The organism is Shewanella sp. VK101, from assembly GCF_056497865.1.
This window is the reverse complement of record NZ_CM151402.1, coordinates 3,086,423-3,109,649: the sequence shown is the minus strand read 5'-3', so window position 1 is coordinate 3,109,649 and position 23,227 is coordinate 3,086,423. Positions and strand designations below refer to the sequence as shown.

At 54.0% G+C, this 23,227-nt stretch carries 23 protein-coding genes; 15 read left to right on the top strand and 8 right to left on the bottom strand.

Going from position 1 to position 23,227, the window contains the following annotated elements:
• Positions 1 to 309 precede the first annotated feature (309 nt).
• On the top strand, positions 310 to 789 hold the full coding sequence (locus ACSHSR_RS13905) for a GNAT family N-acetyltransferase (RefSeq protein WP_181382299.1): 480 nt from the start codon (positions 310 to 312) through the stop codon (positions 787 to 789).
• A gap of 9 nt (positions 790 to 798) precedes the next feature.
• Here the strand turns inward: ACSHSR_RS13905 and ACSHSR_RS13900 are convergent, their stop codons facing one another.
• The 3 genes from ACSHSR_RS13900 to ACSHSR_RS13890 form a co-directional block, all read right to left on the bottom strand.
• Positions 799 to 1,866, bottom strand: coding sequence for a saccharopine dehydrogenase family protein (locus ACSHSR_RS13900; RefSeq protein WP_144166421.1), 1,068 nt, complete (start codon positions 1,864 to 1,866; stop codon positions 799 to 801).
• A gap of 82 nt (positions 1,867 to 1,948) precedes the next feature.
• On the bottom strand, positions 1,949 to 2,908 hold the full coding sequence (locus tag ACSHSR_RS13895; protein WP_144166420.1) for an NAD-dependent epimerase/dehydratase family protein: 960 nt from the start codon (positions 2,906 to 2,908) through the stop codon (positions 1,949 to 1,951).
• Between the two features lie 277 nt (positions 2,909 to 3,185).
• Positions 3,186 to 3,617: a MerR family transcriptional regulator gene (locus ACSHSR_RS13890; RefSeq protein WP_144166419.1), complete on the bottom strand. Its 432-nt coding sequence runs from the start codon at positions 3,615 to 3,617 to the stop codon at positions 3,186 to 3,188.
• Positions 3,618 to 3,735: 118 nt separating this feature from the next.
• Here ACSHSR_RS13890 and ACSHSR_RS13885 point away from each other — a divergent pair, with 118 nt between their 5' ends.
• The 4 genes from ACSHSR_RS13885 to ACSHSR_RS13870 all read left to right on the top strand — a co-directional run bounded on the left by ACSHSR_RS13885 (position 3,736) and on the right by ACSHSR_RS13870 (position 5,508).
• On the top strand, positions 3,736 to 3,951 hold the full coding sequence (locus ACSHSR_RS13885) for a DUF3820 family protein (protein ID WP_028779188.1): 216 nt from the start codon (positions 3,736 to 3,738) through the stop codon (positions 3,949 to 3,951).
• 93 nt (positions 3,952 to 4,044) lie between these two features.
• Entirely contained in the window at positions 4,045 to 4,344 is a 300-nt protein-coding gene (locus tag ACSHSR_RS13880) for a hypothetical protein (RefSeq protein WP_025009756.1), read from the top strand.
• A gap of 107 nt (positions 4,345 to 4,451) precedes the next feature.
• Positions 4,452 to 4,991, top strand: coding sequence for a GNAT family N-acetyltransferase (locus ACSHSR_RS13875; protein WP_231473479.1), 540 nt, complete (start codon positions 4,452 to 4,454; stop codon positions 4,989 to 4,991).
• Positions 4,992 to 4,998: 7 nt separating this feature from the next.
• Entirely contained in the window at positions 4,999 to 5,508 is a 510-nt protein-coding gene (locus tag ACSHSR_RS13870) for a GNAT family N-acetyltransferase (RefSeq protein ID WP_479630847.1), read from the top strand.
• A 76-nt stretch (positions 5,509 to 5,584) separates the two neighbouring features.
• Here ACSHSR_RS13870 and ACSHSR_RS13865 read toward each other — a convergent pair whose 3' ends face one another.
• Positions 5,585 to 6,277, bottom strand: a complete 693-nt coding sequence (locus tag ACSHSR_RS13865) for a pirin family protein (protein ID WP_025887498.1) — start codon at positions 6,275 to 6,277, stop codon at positions 5,585 to 5,587.
• 124 nt (positions 6,278 to 6,401) lie between these two features.
• Complete coding sequence (locus ACSHSR_RS13860) at positions 6,402 to 6,845, bottom strand: DoxX family protein (RefSeq protein WP_096141373.1); 444 nt, start codon at positions 6,843 to 6,845, stop codon at positions 6,402 to 6,404.
• 138 nt (positions 6,846 to 6,983) lie between these two features.
• On the opposite strand from ACSHSR_RS13860, the gene ACSHSR_RS13855 reads away from it, so the two are divergent.
• Complete coding sequence (locus ACSHSR_RS13855) at positions 6,984 to 7,877, top strand: LysR family transcriptional regulator (RefSeq protein ID WP_096141372.1); 894 nt, start codon at positions 6,984 to 6,986, stop codon at positions 7,875 to 7,877.
• Between the two features lie 135 nt (positions 7,878 to 8,012).
• Here ACSHSR_RS13855 and ACSHSR_RS13850 read toward each other — a convergent pair whose 3' ends face one another.
• Both ACSHSR_RS13850 and ACSHSR_RS13845 read right to left on the bottom strand, forming a co-directional pair.
• Positions 8,013 to 9,758, bottom strand: a complete 1,746-nt coding sequence (locus ACSHSR_RS13850) for a bifunctional metallophosphatase/5'-nucleotidase (RefSeq protein WP_479630846.1) — start codon at positions 9,756 to 9,758, stop codon at positions 8,013 to 8,015.
• A 170-nt stretch (positions 9,759 to 9,928) separates the two neighbouring features.
• The gene (locus ACSHSR_RS13845) at positions 9,929 to 11,005 is read right to left on the bottom strand and encodes a CNNM domain-containing protein (protein WP_025887502.1); all 1,077 of its coding nucleotides are present in this window, start codon (positions 11,003 to 11,005) and stop codon (positions 9,929 to 9,931) included.
• Between the two features lie 203 nt (positions 11,006 to 11,208).
• Here ACSHSR_RS13845 and rlmN point away from each other — a divergent pair, with 203 nt between their 5' ends.
• From rlmN to der, 8 genes are all read left to right on the top strand, one after another.
• Positions 11,209 to 12,330, top strand: coding sequence for a dual-specificity RNA methyltransferase RlmN (gene rlmN / locus ACSHSR_RS13840; protein WP_025009762.1), 1,122 nt, complete (start codon positions 11,209 to 11,211; stop codon positions 12,328 to 12,330).
• A 32-nt stretch (positions 12,331 to 12,362) separates the two neighbouring features.
• The gene (gene pilW / locus ACSHSR_RS13835) at positions 12,363 to 13,148 is read left to right on the top strand and encodes a type IV pilus biogenesis/stability protein PilW (protein WP_028779192.1); all 786 of its coding nucleotides are present in this window, start codon (positions 12,363 to 12,365) and stop codon (positions 13,146 to 13,148) included.
• On the top strand, positions 13,148 to 14,110 hold the full coding sequence (locus ACSHSR_RS13830) for a RodZ domain-containing protein (RefSeq protein ID WP_208157604.1): 963 nt from the start codon (positions 13,148 to 13,150) through the stop codon (positions 14,108 to 14,110). Before pilW ends, ACSHSR_RS13830 begins: the two co-directional genes overlap by 1 nt.
• Before the next feature lie 63 nt (positions 14,111 to 14,173).
• Positions 14,174 to 15,286, top strand: a complete 1,113-nt coding sequence (gene ispG, locus ACSHSR_RS13825) for a flavodoxin-dependent (E)-4-hydroxy-3-methylbut-2-enyl-diphosphate synthase (protein WP_025009764.1) — start codon at positions 14,174 to 14,176, stop codon at positions 15,284 to 15,286.
• A 118-nt stretch (positions 15,287 to 15,404) separates the two neighbouring features.
• The gene (gene hisS, locus ACSHSR_RS13820) at positions 15,405 to 16,682 is read left to right on the top strand and encodes a histidine--tRNA ligase (protein WP_342206319.1); all 1,278 of its coding nucleotides are present in this window, start codon (positions 15,405 to 15,407) and stop codon (positions 16,680 to 16,682) included.
• Between the two features lie 18 nt (positions 16,683 to 16,700).
• The gene (locus ACSHSR_RS13815; protein ID WP_342206318.1) at positions 16,701 to 17,321 is read left to right on the top strand and encodes a YfgM family protein; all 621 of its coding nucleotides are present in this window, start codon (positions 16,701 to 16,703) and stop codon (positions 17,319 to 17,321) included.
• Positions 17,322 to 17,330: 9 nt separating this feature from the next.
• Entirely contained in the window at positions 17,331 to 18,518 is a 1,188-nt protein-coding gene (gene bamB / locus ACSHSR_RS13810; protein ID WP_342203084.1) for an outer membrane protein assembly factor BamB, read from the top strand.
• A 79-nt stretch (positions 18,519 to 18,597) separates the two neighbouring features.
• Positions 18,598 to 20,064 carry a ribosome biogenesis GTPase Der gene (gene der, locus ACSHSR_RS13805; protein ID WP_025887505.1) on the top strand — a complete coding sequence of 489 codons (1,467 nt, stop codon included), beginning with the start codon at positions 18,598 to 18,600 and terminating at the stop codon, positions 20,062 to 20,064.
• Between the two features lie 186 nt (positions 20,065 to 20,250).
• On the opposite strand, the gene xseA is transcribed toward der, so the two are convergent.
• Entirely contained in the window at positions 20,251 to 21,594 is a 1,344-nt protein-coding gene (gene xseA, locus ACSHSR_RS13800; RefSeq protein WP_115390603.1) for an exodeoxyribonuclease VII large subunit, read from the bottom strand.
• A gap of 118 nt (positions 21,595 to 21,712) precedes the next feature.
• On the opposite strand from xseA, the gene guaB reads away from it, so the two are divergent.
• Positions 21,713 to 23,179 (top strand): IMP dehydrogenase, encoded by a 1,467-nt coding sequence (guaB, locus tag ACSHSR_RS13795; RefSeq protein ID WP_107352718.1) that lies wholly within the window; start codon positions 21,713 to 21,715, stop codon positions 23,177 to 23,179.
• Positions 23,180 to 23,227 lie beyond the last annotated feature (48 nt).

Below are 23,227 nucleotides of genomic sequence, written 5' to 3'. Positions count from 1 at the left end.
AATCTGCATTGCCACAGGGTAGGTTTCAGCAGAGCTTCTTTTATGACGCAGTAGATACCGTTTGTAGGAATAAAAAATATTTTTATTAGACCTAAAAAGTATAAATAAATGTGATCTTTGTCGATTGGTCCATTAATCAGACTCTTGGTGTGCCTTTAAGTCGTTTGGGGTGCCGGCTTTTTTCTGCTCTATCTTGTCACCCAGGTTGTTGCAACTGTCATCTGCTTGCCACAGTACTCTGCCATGTTGGTGTATTGGCAGGGGATACCCAGGCGTTTCGACCATCAGTATTTATGCAAGGAGGCATTTATGGGCCATGTACTCAACCAGACCAGTCGCTTTGAAGTGATGGAGTATTGTCTGGCAACCCACGAACTCTTGTTGCTCCGGGACAGGGCAGGACTGCCGGTGCATGGACTGGATGACAGTTGTTTGCCTGCCAAGCCGCTGCTGTCATTATGTATCAGGGAAAGGTCCGGCGGGGAAAACCTGCAGGAGGGACAACTGGTGGCCTTGGCTTTGGTGCGCAGCGGCTCAGCAGCTGAACCCAGTCAGGAACAGGAGCACTATCGGTTGCAGGACTTTCTGGTGTTGCCCGAATTTCGCCATCTTGGACTCGGCAGCTTTTTGTTGGAGACGGTTATTGAGCGATTATCGCTTTTGGGAGCGCCTAAGCGGCAACTGATGCTGGAGGTGCTTCCGGGAGACGAAGTCCTGGCGCAGCGCCTGGGGTTTAAGCCAGGCGGCCACAGTGTGCCGGGAAATCTTTGGCTGAGAAGCGTAGGTTGAATTGAAAGCCTAAATCAGCTGCAGCTCACCCGAGTGCGGTAATCGAGTTATCAAGTCGGCGCCCATGAGTTGTGATGGCGTATAACTGCCGCCATCATGATTATGCTGCAGCAGATAATCCACAACCGCCAGCGAGCCAAAAACCGTCAGACTATAACCATTGGCGGTTTTTATCCGCGCTGTGCGCCGCTCCCCTTGCGCATTACTGACTTCACCCCAGACAAAGGTCGGCAACTTTGCCCTTGCTGCTCCATCGGGCCCTGTCACCGTCTTGCCTATATGTGCCTTGAGCAGTTTCTGCAGCCAGCGGAATTTCAACAAGGATCTGATGTAGTTGGCCCGTTTGGTGTTGGCTATCATTTTGGCCGAGCCTGGGATAAAGACCTCTATGTTGGGGATCCCTGTGGTGTAGAAAGCGGTTGCCACATCGCCCCAGGGAATTGTCATGGCCGGTTTCTCACCATCGCCGAAATCTATGTTTCTCACCTCATAGGCAAGCGGCACAGAGATGATTTTCCCCTGTTTACGTACCTTGCCGCCCTGGGCCAGGCCTTCAACCGAGGTTTTGGCTGTGCCGGGAGATAAGCCCGAGCGAGAGTCAAAACCGAGTGATAAGTGGTTGGCATCGGGCAAGGCACTTTTCAGGGTTGCGGCGAGACAGTCTGTGGGGATCACGTCGAAACCGACACCCGGACAGATAACAATCCCGGTGTCTTGGGCTTGCTGCTTGAGTGATTGCGCCAGCTCGAACACCGCAATTTCCCCTGTAATATCCAAGTAGTGCACCTTGGCAGCCAAGCAGGCTTGCATCATGGGCCCAGCCGTTGCCGAAAAAGGCCCGGCGCAGTTGAGTACCAAGCTCATGTCACCTATATGGCGTGGGATATCATCCAAGTCGAACACAGCTGACTCGAGCCGCAACTCCTTGGCCAGTGCCCGGGTCTTTTCACGGTTGCGCCCGGCGAGTACTGGGCGCAATCCTCGATGTGCGGCTTCCCGGGCGATAAGTTCACCCGTGTAACCGTAGGCACCGTAAATCATCCAGTTTCCCTGCTTGTTTGAACCTGTGTCTGTCATGGTTCTGCTCCAAAAAGATTTTGTAATCAGTTGCTTGTGTCTGGCCATGAGGCAAGGCATTCGGTTGCTGCTTGAGTGACCGCTAAGGATTGGCCGCCCGGTGGCTTTGCTCCTGGAAAACTCGCTCCTGGAATATCTCACGCAATCCCTGTTCGTAGCCGGTGATTTGAAAGTCCGGGAAGCATGCCTTGAATTTATCGGACACAAAGAGATTATCCACCTTATAACGCGGCAAGAGTTCGGCGGTATCTTTGAGCTTTTGGTTGAACTTGGCGCCCAGCCACAGCTGCCAGCTTTTGAGCACTTTATACTTGGCCGGAGTGCCGAAAACCTTTGCCGCCAGAAAGATGAACTCCCGGTAGGTCAAACGGTTATCGTCGCAGGGAAGATGCCAGGTTTGGCCATAGGCATCCGGGGTATTACCCAGCAGCGCCATCGCCCGGCTGGCATCCGGGGTGTAGATGAGGCTGCGCTTAACCTTGTCATTCAGCAGCACCTTGGCACTTTTGGCCACTATCAGTCTGTCTATTACGGTGGTATTGGTAAAGCTCTGGGTTTTACCCGGGCCATAAAATTCAGGCGCGCGGCAGATCATGGCTGTTACCTTTCCCTGTTGCATCGCATCCAGCAGCATCTGGGTGATTTGGCCTCTGACTAACCCCTTGGGACCGTTGGGCACAAAAGGTGTATCTTCACTTTGAGGCACTGAGGTTTGCGGGTACATATAAGTGTTATCGAAATACACCAACTTGGCGCCTTGGGCACTGCAGGCGTTGATAACATTCCGCATCATGTCAGGCCATTGCTCAAGCCAAATCTGGGTATCCAGAGGTAACCCCGCGGTAAAATAGACAATTTCTGAACCTGCTACCGCCTTCAGTGTTTGCTCAGGATCTCGGAGATCGGCTTGAAATAGCTCATCACTGTCATTGACCTTTTGTGGTCTGCGGCTGACCAAGCGTATGGTGTCGGTGAAGTCGCGTTTGAGACTCAAGGCCAGCTCTCTGCCTATCTGCCCATTGGCACCCAGTATTGTTTGCATGACTCAGCTTACCTTTTGTTGTGAGGTTAAGGATAGTGCGAACAAGTCGTGGTCTATTGGGCTCTGGCCCCTGATCCAGAGCAGGGCTTTTAGCGTCAGTTTAGCCGGGACTTGCTCTTACCCTGACTATCCTAAGGTTAAAGTTAAGTTTAAGGTCAAGAGGGAGTCTTTATGATTAACCTGGCTGCCCTGAAAGCCGCTGGCTGCTGGAATCGGCGCGTGGTTTGGCCGCAAGGCTCTGCTGTGTCTGCTGGATATAGCCTGGAGAATGGGAAAATCACTTTTTGTCACTGCTGCGGGGCAATATCTGCCAACCCAACTGGGACATGACTCTTTTGGCATTGCTGCTGCAGTCCAGGTCATCGGGCTTGGCTTCTATTTCGGCCAGAACCTGCAAGAGTTTGGCCTTGCTGGCGGCCACTTTGCGTTCAATCTCCTCCAGATCGGCTATCTTCCTGTGCAGAGAGCCAAGCAGTTGCTGGTGGTCCCATTGACCGAGTTCGCTCGGCAGCAGAGCCTTGAGCTCATCCAGGCTGAAACCGGCTTGTTGGCCTGTGGCTATCATATCCAGAAGTATCACGGTCTCGGGAGGATAGCTGCGATAACCATTGGCTTTACGGTTGACGGTTTTCAGTAGCCCAATACGTTCATAGAAGCGGATCCGCGAGGGAGCCAGGCCGGTTTTCTGTGCCAGTTCACCAATTTTCATCTTTGTTCGTCCAAAATTGATTAATCCTGCTTTCATGAGCCGCGCAGATTGGCAGGCTTTCCACTCAAGTTTACTTTTCCGGAGTATACTGGCAACTTTAGCCTGAAACGGAGAGAAGATGCAGCCGGAACAGCAGTTGTTGGAAGCTATCAATCAGACCATGCCCTTTGGCAAGTACGCCGGACGCAAGTTATTGGAGCTTCCCGAGCCTTATCTGGTGTGGTTTCACTCCAAGGGGTTCCCCGAGGGCAAACTTGGGCAGCAATTGGCGCTTATCTATGAGGTGAAGCTCAATGGTCTTGAGTCTATGCTGCGGCCCTTGCTACGTCCGTGAAGCTGTCAAAAGTGTGAACCCTATTAGCGATTTATGAAATAACACATGTTTTAATGGCGCAGTATTTCCAACGACAACAGGAAGCAACAGACAATGGCAAAATTGGCAAAGATCTTGGCGACCGCGGCTTTGGCTCTGGGTATCTCTTCAGCCTGGGCGCAAGGTGCGGTACATGAAGGCACAGTGGTCGACACCATGAACAGTGGCGGTTATACCTATGTGCAGATTAAAGAAGCCGATAAGACATTCTGGGCGGCAGGCCCTCAGGTAGCGGTGGCCAAGGGTGATAAGGTGCAGGTTACCGAGCAGATGTGGATGACCAACTTCACCAGCAAGACCCTCAACCGGACTTTTGACAAGCTGATGTTTGTTGGTGAAATCGATAAGAAGTGATTTCATCCACTCTCTGTTAAAGTCGCGACTCTGTTCGCGGCTTTTTTATTTGCGCTTAAGGGCTTTGCCTGAGCACAAATGTCGGGCAAAATGCCTGCAATTCAACTGTGTTGGTACCAATTCTCATGTTGCGGGTAGAGGTTTACTCTCATTCTCGTCACAGGCACTTGGGGGAGCAGATAGCCAATCTCTACCACAGTGCCGTTACTGCCATAGATGATGCCCGCTATAGCGCGGCTCAGCGTCTGGCTTGGTCGGCGGCGCCGCGCTCGGGGCGATACTGGCAGCTAAGGCTCAAACGGGCTCAGGCCTGGGTGATGCTCAAGGGCAGCGAGCAAAGTCCTCAATGTGTCGGCTTTGTGTTGCTGGAGACCACCTTCCGTGAGCGAGGTTACATCGCCTGCCTTTATGTGGCGCCCGATAGCCAGCGTCAGGGTGTTGCCTCATCCTTGCTTGAAGCCGCAAAGAAGTGGGCACTCACCCAAGGCTATCATCACCTGACAACAGATGCTTCGGCACTGTCCAAACCTGTGTTTGAACGCGCCGGGTTTCGTTTGCATCACAAAAGCTACCAGGAAAAATCCGGCCAAATGTTCGGCAGCTACTTTATGAAGCTGATACTGCCGCCTTTGGAGCACAAGAGCTAAGCCGCCTATGATTTCACAAACGCCCATTCAAGCCGAGCACGGCTTTATTGTTCGCCAAGGTCGCCCCGAGGACAGCGCGGCCATCGCCGAGCTGTTTCATCTGGTGGTAAACGCCAGCACAGAGCATTACAGCCAGGCGCAATGCCAGGCCTGGTCACCTGCACAGCGCAGCGAAGATGAGTGGCGGAATCGTTTGCAGGGGACGGCGCTCTGGGTTGCCGAAGATGGTCGCAATTTGCTCGGATTTATTAACCTAAAGCCTTTGAATGCGCCGGGTGAAGCCGAGATAGACTGCCTTTTTACTCACCCCAATGCCCAGCGCCGGGGGATTGCCGCCGAGCTCTACCGGCAGCTATTGAGATACGCCGTCGATTCCGAGGTGCAGTGTTTGAGGGTAGAGGCTTCTTTATATGCCAAAGCGTTTTTCGGCAAGCAGGGCTTTACAACCTTGAAGCGCAATCAGCATCAACGCCACGGGGAAGTGCTGACCAATTTCAGTATGCTGCTGCAGTTATAACCCAAGCCGCCCTGGAAAATCACCCAAATGAAGTTCCAAGGGCGGCCTATGGACAAACGCCAAGAAATGCTGCTTGTTATGGCAAATCAAACACCAGGGCGACGGCACTCTTGTTGCCGGCCTTGATGGCAAACTCCTCAAGTTCGTTGATGTGAATGCCATCGCCACTTTGCAGGGTTTCACCTGCCAATTGCAGCTCTCCTTCCACCACTTGAGCATAAAAGTTGCGTCCCTTTGCCAGCTTGAAGCTCGTCTGCTCGGCAGCGGTCAGCTCCAGGCGGTAGACGCTGGCGTCCTGTTTGATGGACAGGGTGCCATCGCGGCCATCGGGAGTGACGACCGGGGTCAGGGCCGAACTCTGGGCAAAGGCTTTTTGCTGATAACCCGGGGTGCCACCCTGGCTGCTAGGTTGGATCCAGATCTGCAGGAAATGCAGTGGTTCAGTTGCCGAGGCATTGTACTCACTGTGATAGATCCCCGTGCCGGCAGACATAAGTTGGAACTCACCGGCCGGCAGGGTTTTCACGTGACCAAAGCTGTCTTTATGGGCTATGGTGCCGGAAATCACATAGCTGATGATCTCCATATCCTTGTGGCCGTGGGTATCAAAGCCGGCGCTTGGCGCGACTCTGTCATCATTGATGACCCTCAGGGCAGAGACCCCCATAAATCTTGGATCATAATAGTTGCCGAATGAAAAACTGTGTTGGCTCTTGAGCCAGCCGAAGTCGGCCCGGCCGCGTTCGTCGGCATGACGTACATAAATCATAATTCAGTTCTCCTGCTGGGAAGGTGCAGACAAGTCTTTTGTGTGCTCTTCACGGACTTACAGGCCAGGATGCAAGGCCTGTAAGCAGTGAATGGCTTAAAGCAAGATGTGTGCTTTGCAAGAATTAATGTGTCTTGCGGGCAATCATGCTGTCGATGGACATTTTACCGGCGCCGGAAATCGCCAGGGATACAGTGGCGGCCAGCAATGCCAGACCAAACTCGTAACCGTTGTTGGACATAAACAAGCCGTTGTCCAGGTGCACTGTGACTATCGCCATCAACATGGTGAATGCCAACACCGCGGAAGTGGGGCGAATCAACAGACCTATGATAAGCAGCAGACCACCGAAAAATTCACTGGAGCCGGCCATCAGTGCCATCAAATATCCGGGAGTCAGGCCGATAGAGGCCATCCATTGTCCTGTGCCTTCCAGGCCGTAACCGCCGAACCAGCCAAAGAGCTTCTGGGCGCCGTGAGCCATAAAAGTGATACCTATAGGCAGGCGCAGCGCCAGAGGAGCGAAACCGGCATCGGTGCGGAGCAGTTTAATAATCAGGTCTTTCATCATGGTGTCCTCAATGAATTTGAATAGGGTGGATAGGCTTTCCTGTCCAGTTGCTGTGCAGTTTATCCTTGACCTTTGTGGCTGAAAATCGGAACATTTTGATATTGAATTTCAAAAAAATTGAACATAGGTTTTATCATGCACTCTGTCATTAGCCTGGATGCGCTTAAAGTATTGGATGCTATAGATAAAAAAGGTAGTTTTTCGGCAGCGGCCGAGGCGCTTTTCAAGGTGCCATCTGCCTTGACCTATCAGGTTCAAAAGCTGGAGAGCGAGCTGGGAAGCAGATTATTTGAACGTAAGGGCACTCGGGCTCAACTTACCGAAGTGGGGCGTTTGGTGTTGACCCAGGGGCGGGAGATCCTGGCGGCCACCGCCCGGCTTGAGGATGCCGTGAGGCAATTGGAAACCGGCTGGGAGGCGCAACTGACACTGGCGCTGGATACCGTCTTGCCACAGGCGCCGCTGCTTTCATTAATTAAGGAATTCACCGAGCTGGGTAAACAGCTCACCGTCAGCGTGACCCATGAGGCTCTTGGCGGCGGCTGGGATGCGCTTTATTCCAACCGCGCCGATATCGCCATCGGCGTCACGGGTGAATTGCCAAGAGGTCAGTATGAACTGCAAAAGCTTGGTGAGCTGGAGTTTGTGTTTGTTGTGGCGCCTGAGCATCCCTTGGCACAATTTGACACTGAGATAGCCTCTGAAGCCTTGTTGCAATTTCCATCCATCATAGTGGCTGATACCTCGCGTTCCTTGAGTCAGCGCTCCAGTGGGGTGTTTGACAGTCGCCAGCTTATCCGGGTGTCGTCGATGGAAGCCAAGATCACCGCACAGAAGATGGGAATAGGGGTGGGCTTTCTGCCTGTGCATTTGATCCGGGAGGCCTTGGCCAAAGGTGAGTTGGTGCAGCGTGAAGTGGCCTTGCCCAGGCCTTCTCTGCCCATCTATATGGCCTGGCGAAAAGGGGAGATGGGAAAGGCGCTTGGCTGGTTTGCCGAGCGCCTGCAAGGCAGTGACTTTGGTTTATAGAGCAGTTTATAACGTGGTTTATGAAGCGGTTTATAAAATGGCTTATAACCTGGATTTAGCATGCAGGCTGATGACCTTGAATGGTTGCTTTGTCAGCAAAAGGGGCGAGGCAAAACTGCTCTGAATACTACCGGCTTATTCGCCGGCAGCTTCGGCCCTGTGGCTGGTATAGTGCACATGGGGCAATAGCAATTCATCCAGTTTGGGGGCCTTTTTCAGGAAGTTAATGAAGGCGCCCGGCAATGTCAGCGACGGCATCGACTCCTGCCAGCGGGCTTGCAGTAGGGGTTCATAGCCCTCTTTCCCGGCCGTGGTGTAACAGGTGGAAACCCCGATATAGTGCTGCTCCGGCGCCAGTGCTTGCCACAGACCATTGGCCCGCAACAGCTCCAGCCGCAATAGCCTTTCTCCCTGATCTTTGCGGCCATCATAGAAATATCTCAGCCCATAGGTATAGGGGAAACTACCGGCGCCGGTGCCACGCACGCCGTTGTTGGTGGCGGCGTTGATGGCCGACTCCAGTGCCTGGTAGAGGTGTTCACCGGCAATTTCATATTTAACCAGCGGCAATTCAAACGGTAACAGGCGCCCGAGCACGTCGGCTTTGGTCAGCTGCCCCTGGGGCACAGATTGACGCACGCCGCCGGCGTTATGCAGCGCAAAGTCCACTCTTTGGTCTTTGGCTCTGGACTCCAGAAACATGCTGCGGCTGACCCAGGGCGCAATTTCACTGCCGTGGGGCAGGGTGCGGCTTGGCAGACGGGTATGCACCAGGGCCTTGGGTACCAGAGCCAGCACCTGATTTTCCATGCTGCTGATCGCCGGGCGGAACTCGTTGGCAATCACTTGCTCCATGGCTTCATCGTTATCATCCCAGTGAATCCCTGGGTGTTGTTCCAATATCGCCTTGGCGGCTTGATAGTCGGCTTCGGTGGCAGCCTGTGGGCCGCTCAGCAGAAACTGACTGTCCAGCATAAAGATGTTACTGCCTTCGAGCCGGGTCACCCGGCCTGCATCATCGAACTGAATGTCGGCGAGCCCCAGGGTTTCGGCATGTTTGCCGGCATGGAGGATAGGCACGCCGTTGACGCTTTCACCATAGGGCAGGCATGGCAGGCCAAAACCGCGGAAATCACCCATCAGGGTATGGGTGTGGCCGCCGACTATCAGGCTGATCCCTGGGATGGTTTCGGCCAGTAACCTGTCTTGCTCCAACCCTAAGTGACTCAGCACTATGATATGCACTATGCCTTTGGCCCTGAGGGCTTCAACAGTCTTCCTGGTAGTGGCAAAGGCATCGGCAAACTCGGTATCGGGATCCGGCCTGGCGATGGCTTTCATTTGATCCAGAGTAATACCGACTATGGCCAGTTGCTTGTCGTGGAAAGGCTTTATCAGGCTGCGGCCGATGCCTGAGGCGGTATCCAGATCATAGAGGTTGGCCAACCCTCGAAGACGCCCGGGCTTATCTTCAGCTTCGCCGCTGAGATCCATATTGGCCGCCAGCACAGGGAAGCCGACCTCTTTGATAAAGCCGGCCAGCAGAGCGTTGCCATCGTCAATATCATGGTTGCCTATGACCATGGCATCGGGTGCCAACATCTTCAGCAGTTTGGCGTTGGCCCGGCCTTTGAACTGGCTGTAATACAAGGTGCCCTGGAAACAATCACCGCCGTGGAGCAGGATAAAAGGCTGGTTTTGTGCTTGGGGAGCGTCTCTTGCGGCCTTGACCTGAGCCGAGATCCGCGCGTAGCCACCACTGTGGCTGTGAAGATCAAACTCGCGTCCCTGAGAGTCAATCTTGAACTGAACCCGGCTGGGATCCAAGTGTGAGTGGGTATCGTTGAGATGGGCAAGTCTTAAAACATAATCTGTGTGCATATCATCCTCATTCTGCGAGCGGGGATTGTACACCTCCAGAGGCGGATGAAAAAGGGGGAGCTCAAGCTCCCCCAAAATGATGACTGTATTGATGGGTGGGTCGTTAGCCTGTCAAACTATCTCCCACTTGGATGACACCTGTATTAAAGCACTGAATTAATATTCTGAAATCAGAGCCCTTGGGAGTCAGTGACCGGCTCTCTGTCATCCGAGAGTCGGATCCCCTTATCTTTCATGCGGCGTTTCCAAAGTCGCCTTGCCAGTTGCTGCATGTCGGTGGCCGGGTCATTGATATCGACAATCTCCAGCCCCAGCAAGGATTCGATTATGTCTTCCAGCGTCACCAGCCCCTGACCGCTGCCGTACTCGTCCACCACCATGGCTATCTGAGCGTTGCGTTTGATCATCAGCTCAAACAGCGGCAGGATGCGGGCGGTTTCCGGCACTATCACCAAATTGCGCTTGAGGTTCCCAAGGGGCGCATCGGGATTATCCCGCTCACTCAGCAGCACATCGGTACGGTTCACATAGCCTATGATGTCGTCGTGATCCTTGTCGAAAATAGGCACCCGGGTGAAAGGCTTATTGATATGCTGGCTGACAAACTCATGTTGAGTCAGGGCGGCCGGCAGAGTGAACATCACGGTTCTTGGAGTCATGATGGCGGTAACCGGCATCTCCTTGACGCTCAACATCTGAGTCAGAATTTTGCTTTCCTGTTCATCCAGCTCACCGGATTCATGGCCTATCTTGGCCATGGCGCTCATTTCCTGACGGATATACTGGCCAGAGTCACCTTTGCCGAGCAAACGGGTAACCTTATTGGACATCCAGATAAGCGGCAGGGTGATGCGTTCCATCCACACCAGAGCCACAGACACACTGGGGGCCATGGCCCGCCAGTAGTTGGCACCTATGGTTTTGGGAATGATTTCGGAAAAGAACAGAATGAGGAAGGTCAGTACCCCGGAGAATACCCCCAACATCTCATCGCCAAACACTTTGGCAGCCTGGGCACCGGCCACGGCCGCACCTACGGTATGGGCTATGGTGTTGAGTGTCAAAATAGCGACCAGGGGAGATTCGACATTGTCTTTCTGTTTTTGAAGACGTTCGGCAGCATCCGGGTTGGACTGGCGCAGCGACGCAATATAGCTGGGAGTCACCGAAAGCAGCACGGCTTCAAACACACTACAGAGAAAAGAGACGCCGATGGCGACCAATACAATAACGATAAGCGTTAGCATAAGGGGGGAATTATCACTCCGATGCAAAGGCCAATATTAGCCCAGCGCTATTCTATCATAGAGCTTGTGAGCTGAAGCTTAATTTTCTGCTCGGTAGAGCGAAAGTCGGGTATTAAGGGGATCCGCTGAATTACTGGCTATAGTGGCGGCCTATCTGTATAATTCGCCGCCCTGCTGCAGGTTTTGGTGTTGAGGTAAGTCAAATGAGTGAAAAAAAGATCAATCTTTTGGATCTTGATCGTAAGGCAATGCGTGAGCTTTTCGTCGAGTTGGGCGATAAGCCGTTTCGTGCCGAACAGCTGATGAAGTGGTTGTATCACTTCGGGATCAGTGACTTTGACCAGATGACCAACATCAACAAGCACCTGCGGGCCAAGCTGAAAGAGCGCTGTGAAGTGGTGGCACCGGAGATCTCCAGCTATCAGAAATCGGCCGATGGCACCATCAAGTTTGCCATCAATGTCGGCGAAGGTCAGGAAGTGGAAACCGTCTATATTCCTGAAGATGATAGGGCGACTCTGTGTATTTCATCTCAGGTGGGGTGTGCGCTGGAATGTACTTTCTGCTCCACTGCGCAGCAGGGCTTTAACCGTAACCTGACAGTATCTGAAATTATCGGCCAGATCTGGCGGGTATCCCATTTCCTCGGCTTCCAGAAGGAAACCGGTGAGCGCCCGGTCACCAATGTGGTGATGATGGGCATGGGTGAACCCTTGCTGAACCTGGCCAACGTGATCCCGGCGATGGATATCATGCTGGATGACTTTGGTTTTGCCCTGTCCAAACGGCGGGTAACGGTTTCCACATCCGGCGTAGTACCGGCGCTGGATAAACTGGGCGACGCCCTCGATGTGGCGCTGGCGGTTAGTATCCATGCCCCCAATGACGAGCTGCGTAACGAGCTGGTGCCTATCAACAAGAAGTATCCGCTCAACGAATTCCTGGCCGCTATTCGTCGTTATATCGCCAAGTCCAACGCCAACCGCGGCCGGGTCACGCTGGAATATGTGATGCTGGATCATATCAACGACAGCACAGAGCAAGCCCATGAGCTGGCCAAGTTGATGAAGGATACCCCTTGCAAGGTCAACCTTATCCCGTTCAATCCTTATCCTGGCTCTCCTTACGGGCGTTCTTCCAATTCCCGTATTGACAGGTTTGCCAAAGTGCTTATGGAATACGGCCTTACCGTGATAGTGCGTAAGACCCGCGGCGATGATATCGATGCCGCCTGTGGCCAGTTGGCCGGGGATATACGTGACAGAACCAAGCGTCTGGCGAAAAAACGCATGCAAGCCAATCAAATTTCGGTCACAATGGATTAACTCTTTGTTTGTCCAGATTTATAGGTTTGCCAATGAAGCACGGATTGCCAGGTTTAGCGCTCGCGTTACTGCTCGGGGCCACGTTGCCCGGATGTGTGACCGAGCGAACTTATGCCGGCACGGACATTCCGGTCTCGGAACGCCAGTTTGATAAAATTGCCGCCGCCAAGGAACGGACGCAGTTAGGCCTGACCTATCTGCAAAAGGGTAACTCCCAACAAGCCAAATTTAATCTCGACAAGGCCATGGAATACGCCCCTCATCTTGAGGAAGTGCATATTGCCATGGCCTATTACTATCAAACCGTGGGTGAAGCGGTGAAGGCTGAGCAAGCCTATGAAGCCGCCATAGATACCCGCAATGCCAGCGGCGACTCGATGAACAACTTTGGGGTATTTCTCTGCCAGCAGAAGAAATATGCCAAGGCAGAGAAGATGTTCCTGAAGGCAATCGACAACCCCAGATATACCCGCACTGCCTCCAGCTATGAAAACCTGGGTATTTGCAGCCGGGATGCCGGGGAAATAGAAAAAGCGCGACACTATTTTGAGATGGCGCTAAAGTATGAGCCCAGAAGACAGGTCTCATTACTGGAACTGACAGAATTGGAGCTTGACGCCCACAACTACGCCGCGGCCAGAGTGCAGTTGGAACGCCTTCATAGGGTGATTCCCGAAACAGCGGAGAGTTTGGCGTTGGGCATTAGCATTGAGCAAGGGTTAAATGATGACGCGGCCGCCAAGCGTTACGGAATACTGCTGCAGGCCAAATTTCCAGCGTCTCCCCAGGCCAAACAATACCGGGCAAGTATGCACTGATGACAGAGTTGAACAACCAAGTCAACAAGGATGAAGACGAGAGCCAAAAGGTTCCCGGGCAAGAGGATACGCTCGGGTCATTACTGAAAAGCGCACGGGAACAAAAAGGTATCACTATAGAAGATGCGGCTACCAGGCTGCATTTGCGTCCCTGTATTGTGGCCGATATTGAAGCCGATTGTTTCAGCAATATCGATTCCTCCACCTATGTCCGCGGCTACGTGAAGAACTACGCCCGCATATTGGATGTAGACAAAGAAGCCATTAATGCGTGTTTGGCGCGGCAGGTCCCCAAGGTGACTGAACCTGCGATGCAGAGCTTTTCGCGCAAGACCAGCCGTCAGGCTACCGACAGCCGTTTGATGCTGGTGACTTACCTAATCGGTTTTCTGCTGCTGGCTCTGCTGGTGGTGTGGTGGCTGCAAAAGCCCTCTGTGGTTTCCGATGTCGACTTCTCCAAACCGACGGCAGAAGAGGTGCAGCAGGCCAGAGAGTTTGAATCACGTCAGGCACAAATGGAACAACAGGATGCATCGCAGCAGCCCGTTGATGTACTGCCGGATAATGAGCCGGGCGCCGCTGCGGCATCAAACCCAGCCTTGGAAAACGAGAGTGATACTGAGAGCGCTGAAATAGAGACAGACAGTGCCGAGAACAACACCAGTGGTGCTATCGCCGGCGTCGAGGCGGCAGAGCTGGAGCCGGTAACTGACCCGGCGCAGGCTTCGGTCGGAATTGAGCTTAACGGTGACTGCTGGATCAAACTCACAGATGCCAACGGCAAGACTCTGATAGATGGTCTGAGATCGCCAGGGCAAAGCATCAATGTACAGGGTAAAGCGCCTTTTAAACTGGTCTTGGGTGCGCCGCAGACAGTTAGCCTGACATTTAATGGCCAGGCAGTGAGCCTTGCCGATTTCCCCAACGGTCGGGTAGCCAGACTGACCCTGCCACAGGCATAATAGCATCAAGCAGGATAATTGAAGTGGCGCCCACAGGGCGCCGAGTCAACAGAGCAGAATACGATGTACAGTGAAAATCCCATAAAACGCCGTCCTTCCACCCGCATCTATGTTGGCAATGTGCCCATTGGTGATGGCGCTCCCATCGCAGTGCAGTCGATGACCAATACCCGCACTACAGACATAGAAGCCACAGTGGCGCAAATTCGGGCGCTGGAAACCGTAGGCGCCGATATCGTGCGGGTGTCTGTGCCTACCATGGATGCCGCCGAAGCGTTCAAGCTTATCAAACAGCAGGTCAAGGTGCCGCTGGTGGCCGATATCCATTTCGACTACCGCATCGCCCTTAAAGTGGCGGAATATGGCGCCGACTGTCTGCGTATTAATCCAGGCAACATAGGCAATGAAGAACGCATTCGCGCCGTGGTTGAGTCTGCCCGTGATAAAAATATCCCCATCCGTATCGGGGTAAACGGCGGTAGTCTCGAAAAAGACTTGATGGACAAATACAAAGAGCCCACCCCGGAAGCCTTGCTGGAATCGGCAATGCGCCATGTGGACATTCTCGATAGGCTCAACTTCGACCAGTTCAAGGTTTCGGTGAAGGCATCGGACGTGTTCCTGGCGGTGGAGTCCTACCGTTTGCTGGCGAAACAGATTAAGCAGCCGCTGCACCTTGGGATCACCGAAGCCGGTGGTGCCCGTGCAGGCGCCGTTAAATCGGCAGTGGGCCTGGGTATGCTGCTTGCAGAAGGCATAGGCGATACCTTGAGAATATCGCTGGCAGCCGATCCTGTAGAGGAGATCAAAGTCGGTTTCGATATCCTCAAGTCGCTGCGCATTCGCTCCCGCGGGATTAACTTTATCGCCTGTCCATCCTGCTCAAGGCAGGAGTTTGATGTGATAGGCACGGTTAACGCCCTGGAGCAGCGCCTGGAAGATGTGACCACAGCCATGGATGTCTCCATCATAGGCTGTGTGGTCAACGGCCCCGGCGAAGCCCTGGTGTCCCATATTGGCCTCACCGGCGGTAACCGCAAGAGCGGGTACTATGACGAAGGTGAGCGTCAGAAAGAGCGCTTCGACAACGACAATCTGGTCGATGCCCTCGAAGCCAAAATTCGCGCCAAGGCGCAAATGATGGAAAACCGTATTTCAGTCAAAGAAGCCGAATAATCCCTGATGACGTGAATGTGAACTGGCCAGCGCTGGCCAGTTTTACGTTTGCCGGTGAAGCGCCTATAATGGCTGGCATTTTTGAATTTTTAGCCCCAGAGCAAAACGAGTCGAGATAGTGGCAAAACAGATCCAAGCGATTCGCGGAATGAATGACATTCTGCCAACCCAAAGCCCCGTATGGCAAAAAGTTGAGGCGGTATTGCGCGCCTCTGTTGCCTCTTTCGGTTACAGTGAAATCCGCACACCTATCGTTGAGAACACAGACCTGTTCAAGCGTTCGATAGGGGAAGTGACAGATATTGTTGAGAAGGAGATGTACACCTTCGCCGATCGCAACGGTGACAGCCTCACCCTGCGCCCGGAAGGCACCGCCTCGACAGTTCGTGCCGGTAACGAACATGGCCTGCTGTACAACCAGGAACAACGTCTGTGGTATATGGGCCCCATGTTCCGCCACGAGCGGCCACAGAAAGGGCGCTATCGTCAGTTCCATCAGTTTGGGGTTGAAGTTTATGGCATCAAGAGCGCCGATATTGACGCCGAAGTGTTGATGTTGTCCGCCTCTTTGTGGCAGAAGCTTGAATTGACCGAACACGTTTCCCTCGAACTGAACACTCTGGGTGACAGCGACGAGCGCGCTGCTTATCGTGAGGCGCTGGTCGCCTTCCTCGAGCAGCATAAAGACAAGCTGGACGAAGACAGCCAGCGGCGCATGTACAGCAACCCACTGCGGGTGCTGGACTCGAAAGATCAGCAGGTTCAGGCCTTGCTGGCCGATGCTCCGGCGCTGATGGACTACCTGGGTGAAGACTCAAAGGCACATTTTGCCCGCTTGTGTGAACTCCTGGAGGCCGTTGGCATCCAATACAGGGTTAACCCACGCCTGGTACGCGGATTGGATTACTACAACCGCACCGTATTTGAGTGGGTCACCGACAGCCTGGGCGCTCAGGGCACAGTACTGGCCGGTGGTCGTTACGATGGCCTTGTGAGCCAGCTTGGCGGTAAAGAAACGCCGGCAGTGGGCTTTGCCATGGGACTGGAGCGGATTGTTCTGCTGCTGGAAACCCTGGAGCTGAACGCCGATGTTGCTGCCGAAGTGGATGTCTACGTGACCGCCATGGGCGATGACTGCGTAATCGAGGCGATGAAAATTGCCCAGGAACTGCGCGAGAAGCTGCCCAAGCTCAAGGTGATGAGTCACTGCGGTGGTGGCAACTTCAAGAAACAGATGAAAAGAGCCGATAAGAGCGGCGCGGGTTTTGCGCTGATTATCGGTGAGACCGAACTGGCCAATAACAAGGTGGCGGTGAAACCGCTGCGGGGTGATGGGGCTCAGCAGGATGTTGAACGCCAGGCCCTGGCCGACTATTTGGCAGAACTGATTAAATAATTTAGAGGGGAAGTGCGGGTGGAAATCTACAGCACAGAAGAACAACAAGTCGAAGCGATCAAGCAGTTCTGGAAAGACTATGGCACTTCGATAGTCGCAGGTGTCGTAATAGGTCTGGGTGGCCTCTATGGCTGGAACTACTACTCCGATGTCAAAGTGGAACGTGCCGAAGCCGCCTCTCAGGCTTTTAATCAGGCCTTGATGCAAAGCGGTGATGAAGCCGCGGTGATGGCTGCCGCTGCCGAATTTGACAAGCAGCACGCCCAAGCCGGTTACTCGGCGCTGATGCAACTGATTGTTGCCAAAAGCGCAGTTGAGTCAGGCGACCTGCCCAAGGCCGAAGCCGCACTCAAAACCGTGATTGCCGCCAAGCCGGGCGATGCCATGACTGCGGTTGCCACCTTGCGTTTGGCACGTATTCAGGCTGAGCAGGGCCAGGTTGCTACCGCTTTGACCACGCTCGAACAGGTTAAGAACAGCGCATTTTCTACCCAAAGAGATGAATTTAAAGGCGATCTGCTGCTGCGTCAGGGCGAAACCGACAAGGCCAGACTGGCCTATCAGGAAGCCGTTAAAAATGGTGGCGTGACGACCAGTCCGGCGCTGCAGATGAAACTCGATAACCTGAATCAGGCATAAGGAAGGCCAATGAAGTCGTGGTGTAAAACCCTTTTTGCCTGTGGCATGGCCATAGGCGCACTGACAGGTTGTGCTTCCAGCGATGTGGAAGAAGAACCTGTGAGCCCGCTGCTGGAGATCAATGCCAGCGTATTCCCACAGGTCAGCTGGAGCGCTTCGGTTGGCAGTGGTGTTGGCGATTATTACTCCCGTCTGCGTCCCGCAGTGCGTTACGGCAAAATCTTTGTTGCCGACCGTTACGGTGAAGTAACCGCCTTTGACGAGACCAGCGGCGAGAAGGTCTGGAGCACAGACTTCAGCGAGGCGTTCCGTGATGGCGCCCTGAAAAAGAACAAGGGTGCCCGCTTGGCATCCGGCGTAACGGCGGCCCGTAACAAGGTGTTTGTCGGTGGTGAAAGTGGCCTGCTGGCCGCGCTTGATGCCGAAACCGGTGAAGTGCTCTGGCATGCGGTAGCCGACGGCGAGCTGTTGTCCTTGCCCACAGTGGCCGAAGACATGGTGGTGGTTAATAGCAGCTCAGGCTCGCTAGATGCCTTCAATGTCGACACAGGTGAAAAGCTTTGGAGTTATGAAGCGTCCCTGCCGAACCTGACTCTGCGCGGTACCAGCTCTCCGGCTTATGCCCAGGGCGGTTTCTTTGTCGGTACGGCCGATGGCAAGGTCACTGTTGTTATCAAGAACAATGGTCAACCCGCTTGGGAACAACCGATTTATACCCCTAAAGGTGGCAACGAGTTCAGCCGTATGGCCGATGTCGATATGACGCCGCTGTTGCTGGGTGACAACCTGTATGCGGTGAGCTACAACGGTAACCTGGTCAGCATGGAAATGCGCAGCGGCCGTATTGTCTGGTCGCGTAAGTACTCCAGTTTCCACGAGCTGGACACTGCGGGCTTGAGTCTGTATTTGGTGGACGATCACAGCCGTGTATACTCAGTGGACAGACGTAACGGTCTTGAGCTGTGGAGCAACTCGGATTTGACCAATAGGGATCTGACTGCTCCGGCCGTGTTCCAGGACTATGTAGTGGTAGGTGACTTTGAAGGTTATCTGCACTTTATCGATCGCAGCAACGGCCAAATTGTGGGTCGGGTGCAGGTCGACAGCTCGGGCCTGTTCAGTCAACCTCTGGTGGTTGACGACAAAATCTATCTGCAGACCCGGGATGGCAAAATTGCCACAGTAACTCTGCCCTGATCCCAGGCTTTGATACTGCCAAGCCCCTGGGAGTGCGTTCCGGGGGCTTTTTATTGAGAAGTTTTAAAGAGGCAAAAAGATGATTCCTGTAGTGGCCCTGGTAGGGCGACCCAATGTCGGTAAGTCGACCCTGTTCAATCGTCTGACCCGCACCCGTGATGCACTGGTGGCGGATTACCCAGGCTTGACGCGGGATCGTAAATACGGTCGTGCCTATCTGTCAGGTTACGAATTCATCCTGGTGGATACCGGCGGTATTGACGGCACCGAAGAAGGCATAGAAACCAAGATGGCCGAGCAATCGCTGGCGGCTATCGAAGAAGCGGATGTAGTGCTGTTTTTGACAGATGCCCGCGCCGGTTTGACCGCGGCCGATCAGGCTATAGCCCAACATCTTCGCAGCCGGCAAAAGACCACTTTCGTGGTGGCCAACAAGATTGACGGTATCGATGCCGACTCCGCCTGCGCCGAATTCTGGGCCCTGGGGCTGGGTGAGGTGTATCAGATGGCGGCGGCTCACGGCCGCGGCGTTACCAATATGATTGAGTATGCGCTGGCTCCTTTTGCCGAGGCGATGGGGATTAACCCGGATGCGCCCGAGGAAGAGAAGGTCGACGAGCGTCAATACACAGAAGAGGAAGCCGAAGCAGAACAGGCCAGACTGCAGGACTTGCCTATCAAACTGGCGATTATCGGCAAGCCCAACGTGGGTAAATCGACCCTGACCAACCGCATCCTCGGTGAGGAGCGGGTGGTGGTTTATGATGAGCCGGGCACCACCCGCGACTCCATTTATATTCCAATGCAGCGTGAAGGCCGCGAGTACGTCATCATAGACACAGCCGGGGTGCGTCGCCGCGCCAAGGTACATGAAGTCGTTGAAAAGTTCTCGGTGATTAAAACCCTGAAAGCGGTTGAAGACGCCAACGTGGTGCTCTTGGTTATCGATGCCCGTGAAGGTATCGCCGAGCAGGACCTTGGCTTGCTGGGCTTTGCCCTCAACGCCGGCCGCGCGCTGGTGATTGCGGTCAACAAGTGGGACGGCATAGACAATGACGTCAAGGAAAGGGTCAAGAGTGAGCTGGACCGTCGTCTGGGCTTTATCGACTTTGCCCGCATCCACTTTATCTCGGCGCTGCATGGCACAGGCGTGGGTCATCTGTATGAGTCCATCGAAGAAGCTTACGACAGTGCTACCAGACGGGTGTCCACTTCGCTGCTGACCAAGATCATGCAGATGGCGCAGGACGATCATCAGCCACCTCTGGTCAATGGTCGCCGGGTCAAGCTCAAGTATGCCCACGCCGGTGGTTACAACCCGCCTATCGTGGTGGTACACGGCAACCAGGTATCCAAGCTGCCGGATTCCTACAAGCGCTATATGATGAACTACTACCGCCGCTCGCTGAAGGTTGTGGGTACGCCCATCCAGCTGCGCTTCCAGGAAGGGGCCAACCCCTTTGAAGGTAAAGGGGAGAAACTGACCCTGAGCCAGGAAAGACGCCGCAAGCGGATGATGGCGCACATCAAGAACAAGAAAGCCTGATAGGGTTTTCGCAAAACAAAGCCGGGTTTAACCCGGCTTTGTTGTTTCTGATGACCAATATTGCACTTTAATTCAGTGAGTTGTGTTTAATAAAGGGCCTGTGAACTGGAATAACATCTGTCAACGACTCATAGGTATTTTCAATTCGGTTCCCTTCTCCAGCGAAGAGCATTTATCTGATTGATGCTATTCCTCAATAATGGCTTCAATTCTTGAGAGCAGCGCACCCTGTTTCAATTGGGTGTGCATCTGCTCGCCGACCACGGCGTCCTGGCTGTTTTCCAGGACTTTACCGGCTTCGTTCTTGCTGATGCTGTAACCTCTGGACAGGGTCGACAGCGGGCTGACGCTCTCCAGCGAATGGGCGCTGGCACCCAGGCGTGCCTTAGCCTCTTTCAGTTTATCGGCCATGGCGTCCTGCAACTGTTGACCGAGATAATTCAACCTGCTGGCTTCCAGGCTCAGCTTGTGGGCCGGGCTCTGGGCTTCGAGGCGGCTCTTGAGCTGCAGCTGTCTGTGCTCCAGCCGGTGCAGACGATTGTTGATGGCGGCCGTCATTCTCAGTTGCTGCTCATCAAACTGCTGTACCAACTGCTCCAGCCGCCGCTTGGGATCCTGGCGCTGCAACTTGTGATCCAGCAGTGACAGCTTTTGGCGCTTGGCCAAGTGCCAGTGTTGCCAGCCCTGGCGCAGCCTGGCCATGGCCGTGGTCAGCTTTTGCCGCTTGTTGTCAACATCCTGGGATACCAGCTCGGCGGCGGCCGATGGGGTAGGGGCACGCAGATCGGCGACATAGTCACTGATACAGGTGTCCACTTCATGGCCCACCGCCGAAATCACCGGCAGGGCACTGTTGTAGATGGCGTGAGCCAGATTTTCATCGTTGAAACACCACATATCTTCCAGGCTGCCACCGCCGCGGGTCAGCAGTAACAGATCCACTTCCAGCCTCTGGTTGGCCAGCGTGAGCGCCTCAATAAGCTGGTTGGCGGCAGTACCGCCCTGAACCTGTGAGGGGTAGATCACCACTTCGATGGAGGGATCGCGGCGTTTCAGCACATGCAGTACATCGCGAATGGCGGCGCCTGTGGGGGAGGTGATCACCCCAATGCGCTGGATATTGGCAGGCAGTGGCCGCTTGGTGTCGGCGGCAAACAGGCCTTCGGCCGCGAGCTTCAGCTTCAACGCTTCATACTGCTGCGCCAGCAGGCCATCACCGGCAGGCAGCATGGTTTCGATAAGCAGTTGATAATCGCCCCTTGGCTCATACACACTCAGGGCTGCCCGCACCAGCACTTGCTGGCCGTTGGTCGGGCGAAAGGTCACATTCTGGTTGCGGCCACGGAACATGGCGCAGCGAATTTGTGAGTGGTTGTCCTTGAGCGTCAGATACCAATGGCCCGAGCTTGGGCTGGCAAAGTTGGAAATTTCACCATTGAGCCAAATTCTGCCGAGGTTTCCCTCCAACAAGGCGCGAACTTCGGCATTGAGGCGGGAGACGGTATATACCTGTTTTTTGGGCTCTGGCATGGAATTTGCGTTCAAATTGGAATTTTTCTCTATTTTCCCATTTACCACCCCGGGGTTGCAAGGTATAATGCCGCCGCAATATTTCACCTTCAAATCTGACCCCCGGGGAGATGTTGCAATGCTACGATTAATTAAAGAAGCGCTTACCTTTGACGATGTGCTGCTGGTTCCAGCCCACTCGACCGTTCTCCCTAATACCGCCAATCTCAAGACCCGTCTGACCGACAAAATCGAACTGAATATCCCCCTGGTGTCCGCTGCAATGGACACAGTGACCGAAGCCCGTCTGGCAATTGCCATGGCGCAGGAAGGCGGCATGGGCTTTATTCATAAGAATATGAGTATTGAACAGCAGGCCGAAGAAGTTCGTAAAGTGAAGATCTATGAAGCAGGTGTGGTTCAACAGCCTGTGACAGTGAAGCCTTCCACGACACTGGCCGAGCTTAAGGTATTAACTGCAAAGAACGGATTTGCCGGCTATCCGGTAATCAATGACGCCAACGAATTGGTGGGTATTATCACCGGCCGTGACGTGCGCTTCGTGACCGATACCAACCGCCTGGTTTCTGAAATCATGACCCCGAAAGAGCGTTTGGTGACAGTACCTGAAGGCACCAAGCTGGATGAAGTACAAAAGCTGATGCACTCCAACCGCATTGAAAAAGTGCTGGTTGTGAATGATGAATTCCAGCTCAAGGGCCTGATCACTGTTAAAGACTTCGAGAAAGCCGAGCGTAAGCCCAATGCCTGTAAAGATGAGCTGGGTCGTCTGCGTGTTGGTGCCGCTGTTGGTGCCGGTCCAGGTAACGAAGAGCGTGTTGATGCGCTGGTAAAAGCCGGTGTCGATGTACTCTTGATTGACTCTTCCCACGGCCATTCTGAAGGGGTACTGCAGCGTATTCGCGATACCCGTGCCAAGTATCCTGATCTGCAAATCGTTGGCGGCAATGTGGCGACCGCCGAAGGTGCCCTGGCGCTGGTAGAAGCCGGTGTGAACGCCGTTAAAGTCGGTATTGGCCCTGGCTCCATCTGTACTACCCGTATCGTTACTGGTGTGGGTGTACCGCAAATCACTGCGGTTTCCGATGCTGCTGCTGCCGTTAAGCATCTGGGTATCCCTGTGATTGCCGATGGCGGTATCCGCTTCTCGGGCGATCTGGCCAAGGCGCTGGCCGCCGGTGCATCTTGTATCATGGCAGGTTCCATGTTTGCCGGTACCGACGAGTCTCCAGGTGAAACTGAACTCTACAAGGGCCGTGCCTATAAGTCTTACCGCGGTATGGGCTCACTGGGCGCCATGTCTCAGGGCTCTTCCGATCGCTACTTCCAGAGCGACAACGCTGCCGACAAACTGGTACCTGAAGGTATCGAAGGCCGTGTTCCCTACAAAGGCAAAATCAAAGAGATTATCCATCAGTACATGGGCGGTCTGCGCTCCTGTATGGGCCTGACAGGCTGCGCCACCATTCAGGAATTGGGTGAAAAGGCCCAGTTCGTCAAGGTGACTTCTGCCGGTATGGGCGAATCCCACGTTCACGATGTGACTATCTCCAAAGAAGCGCCGAACTACCGTTCAGGCGTTTAACAAATTCGGGGCGGCATGAGTGTCGCCCTTGGTTTATAAGCAGATAAA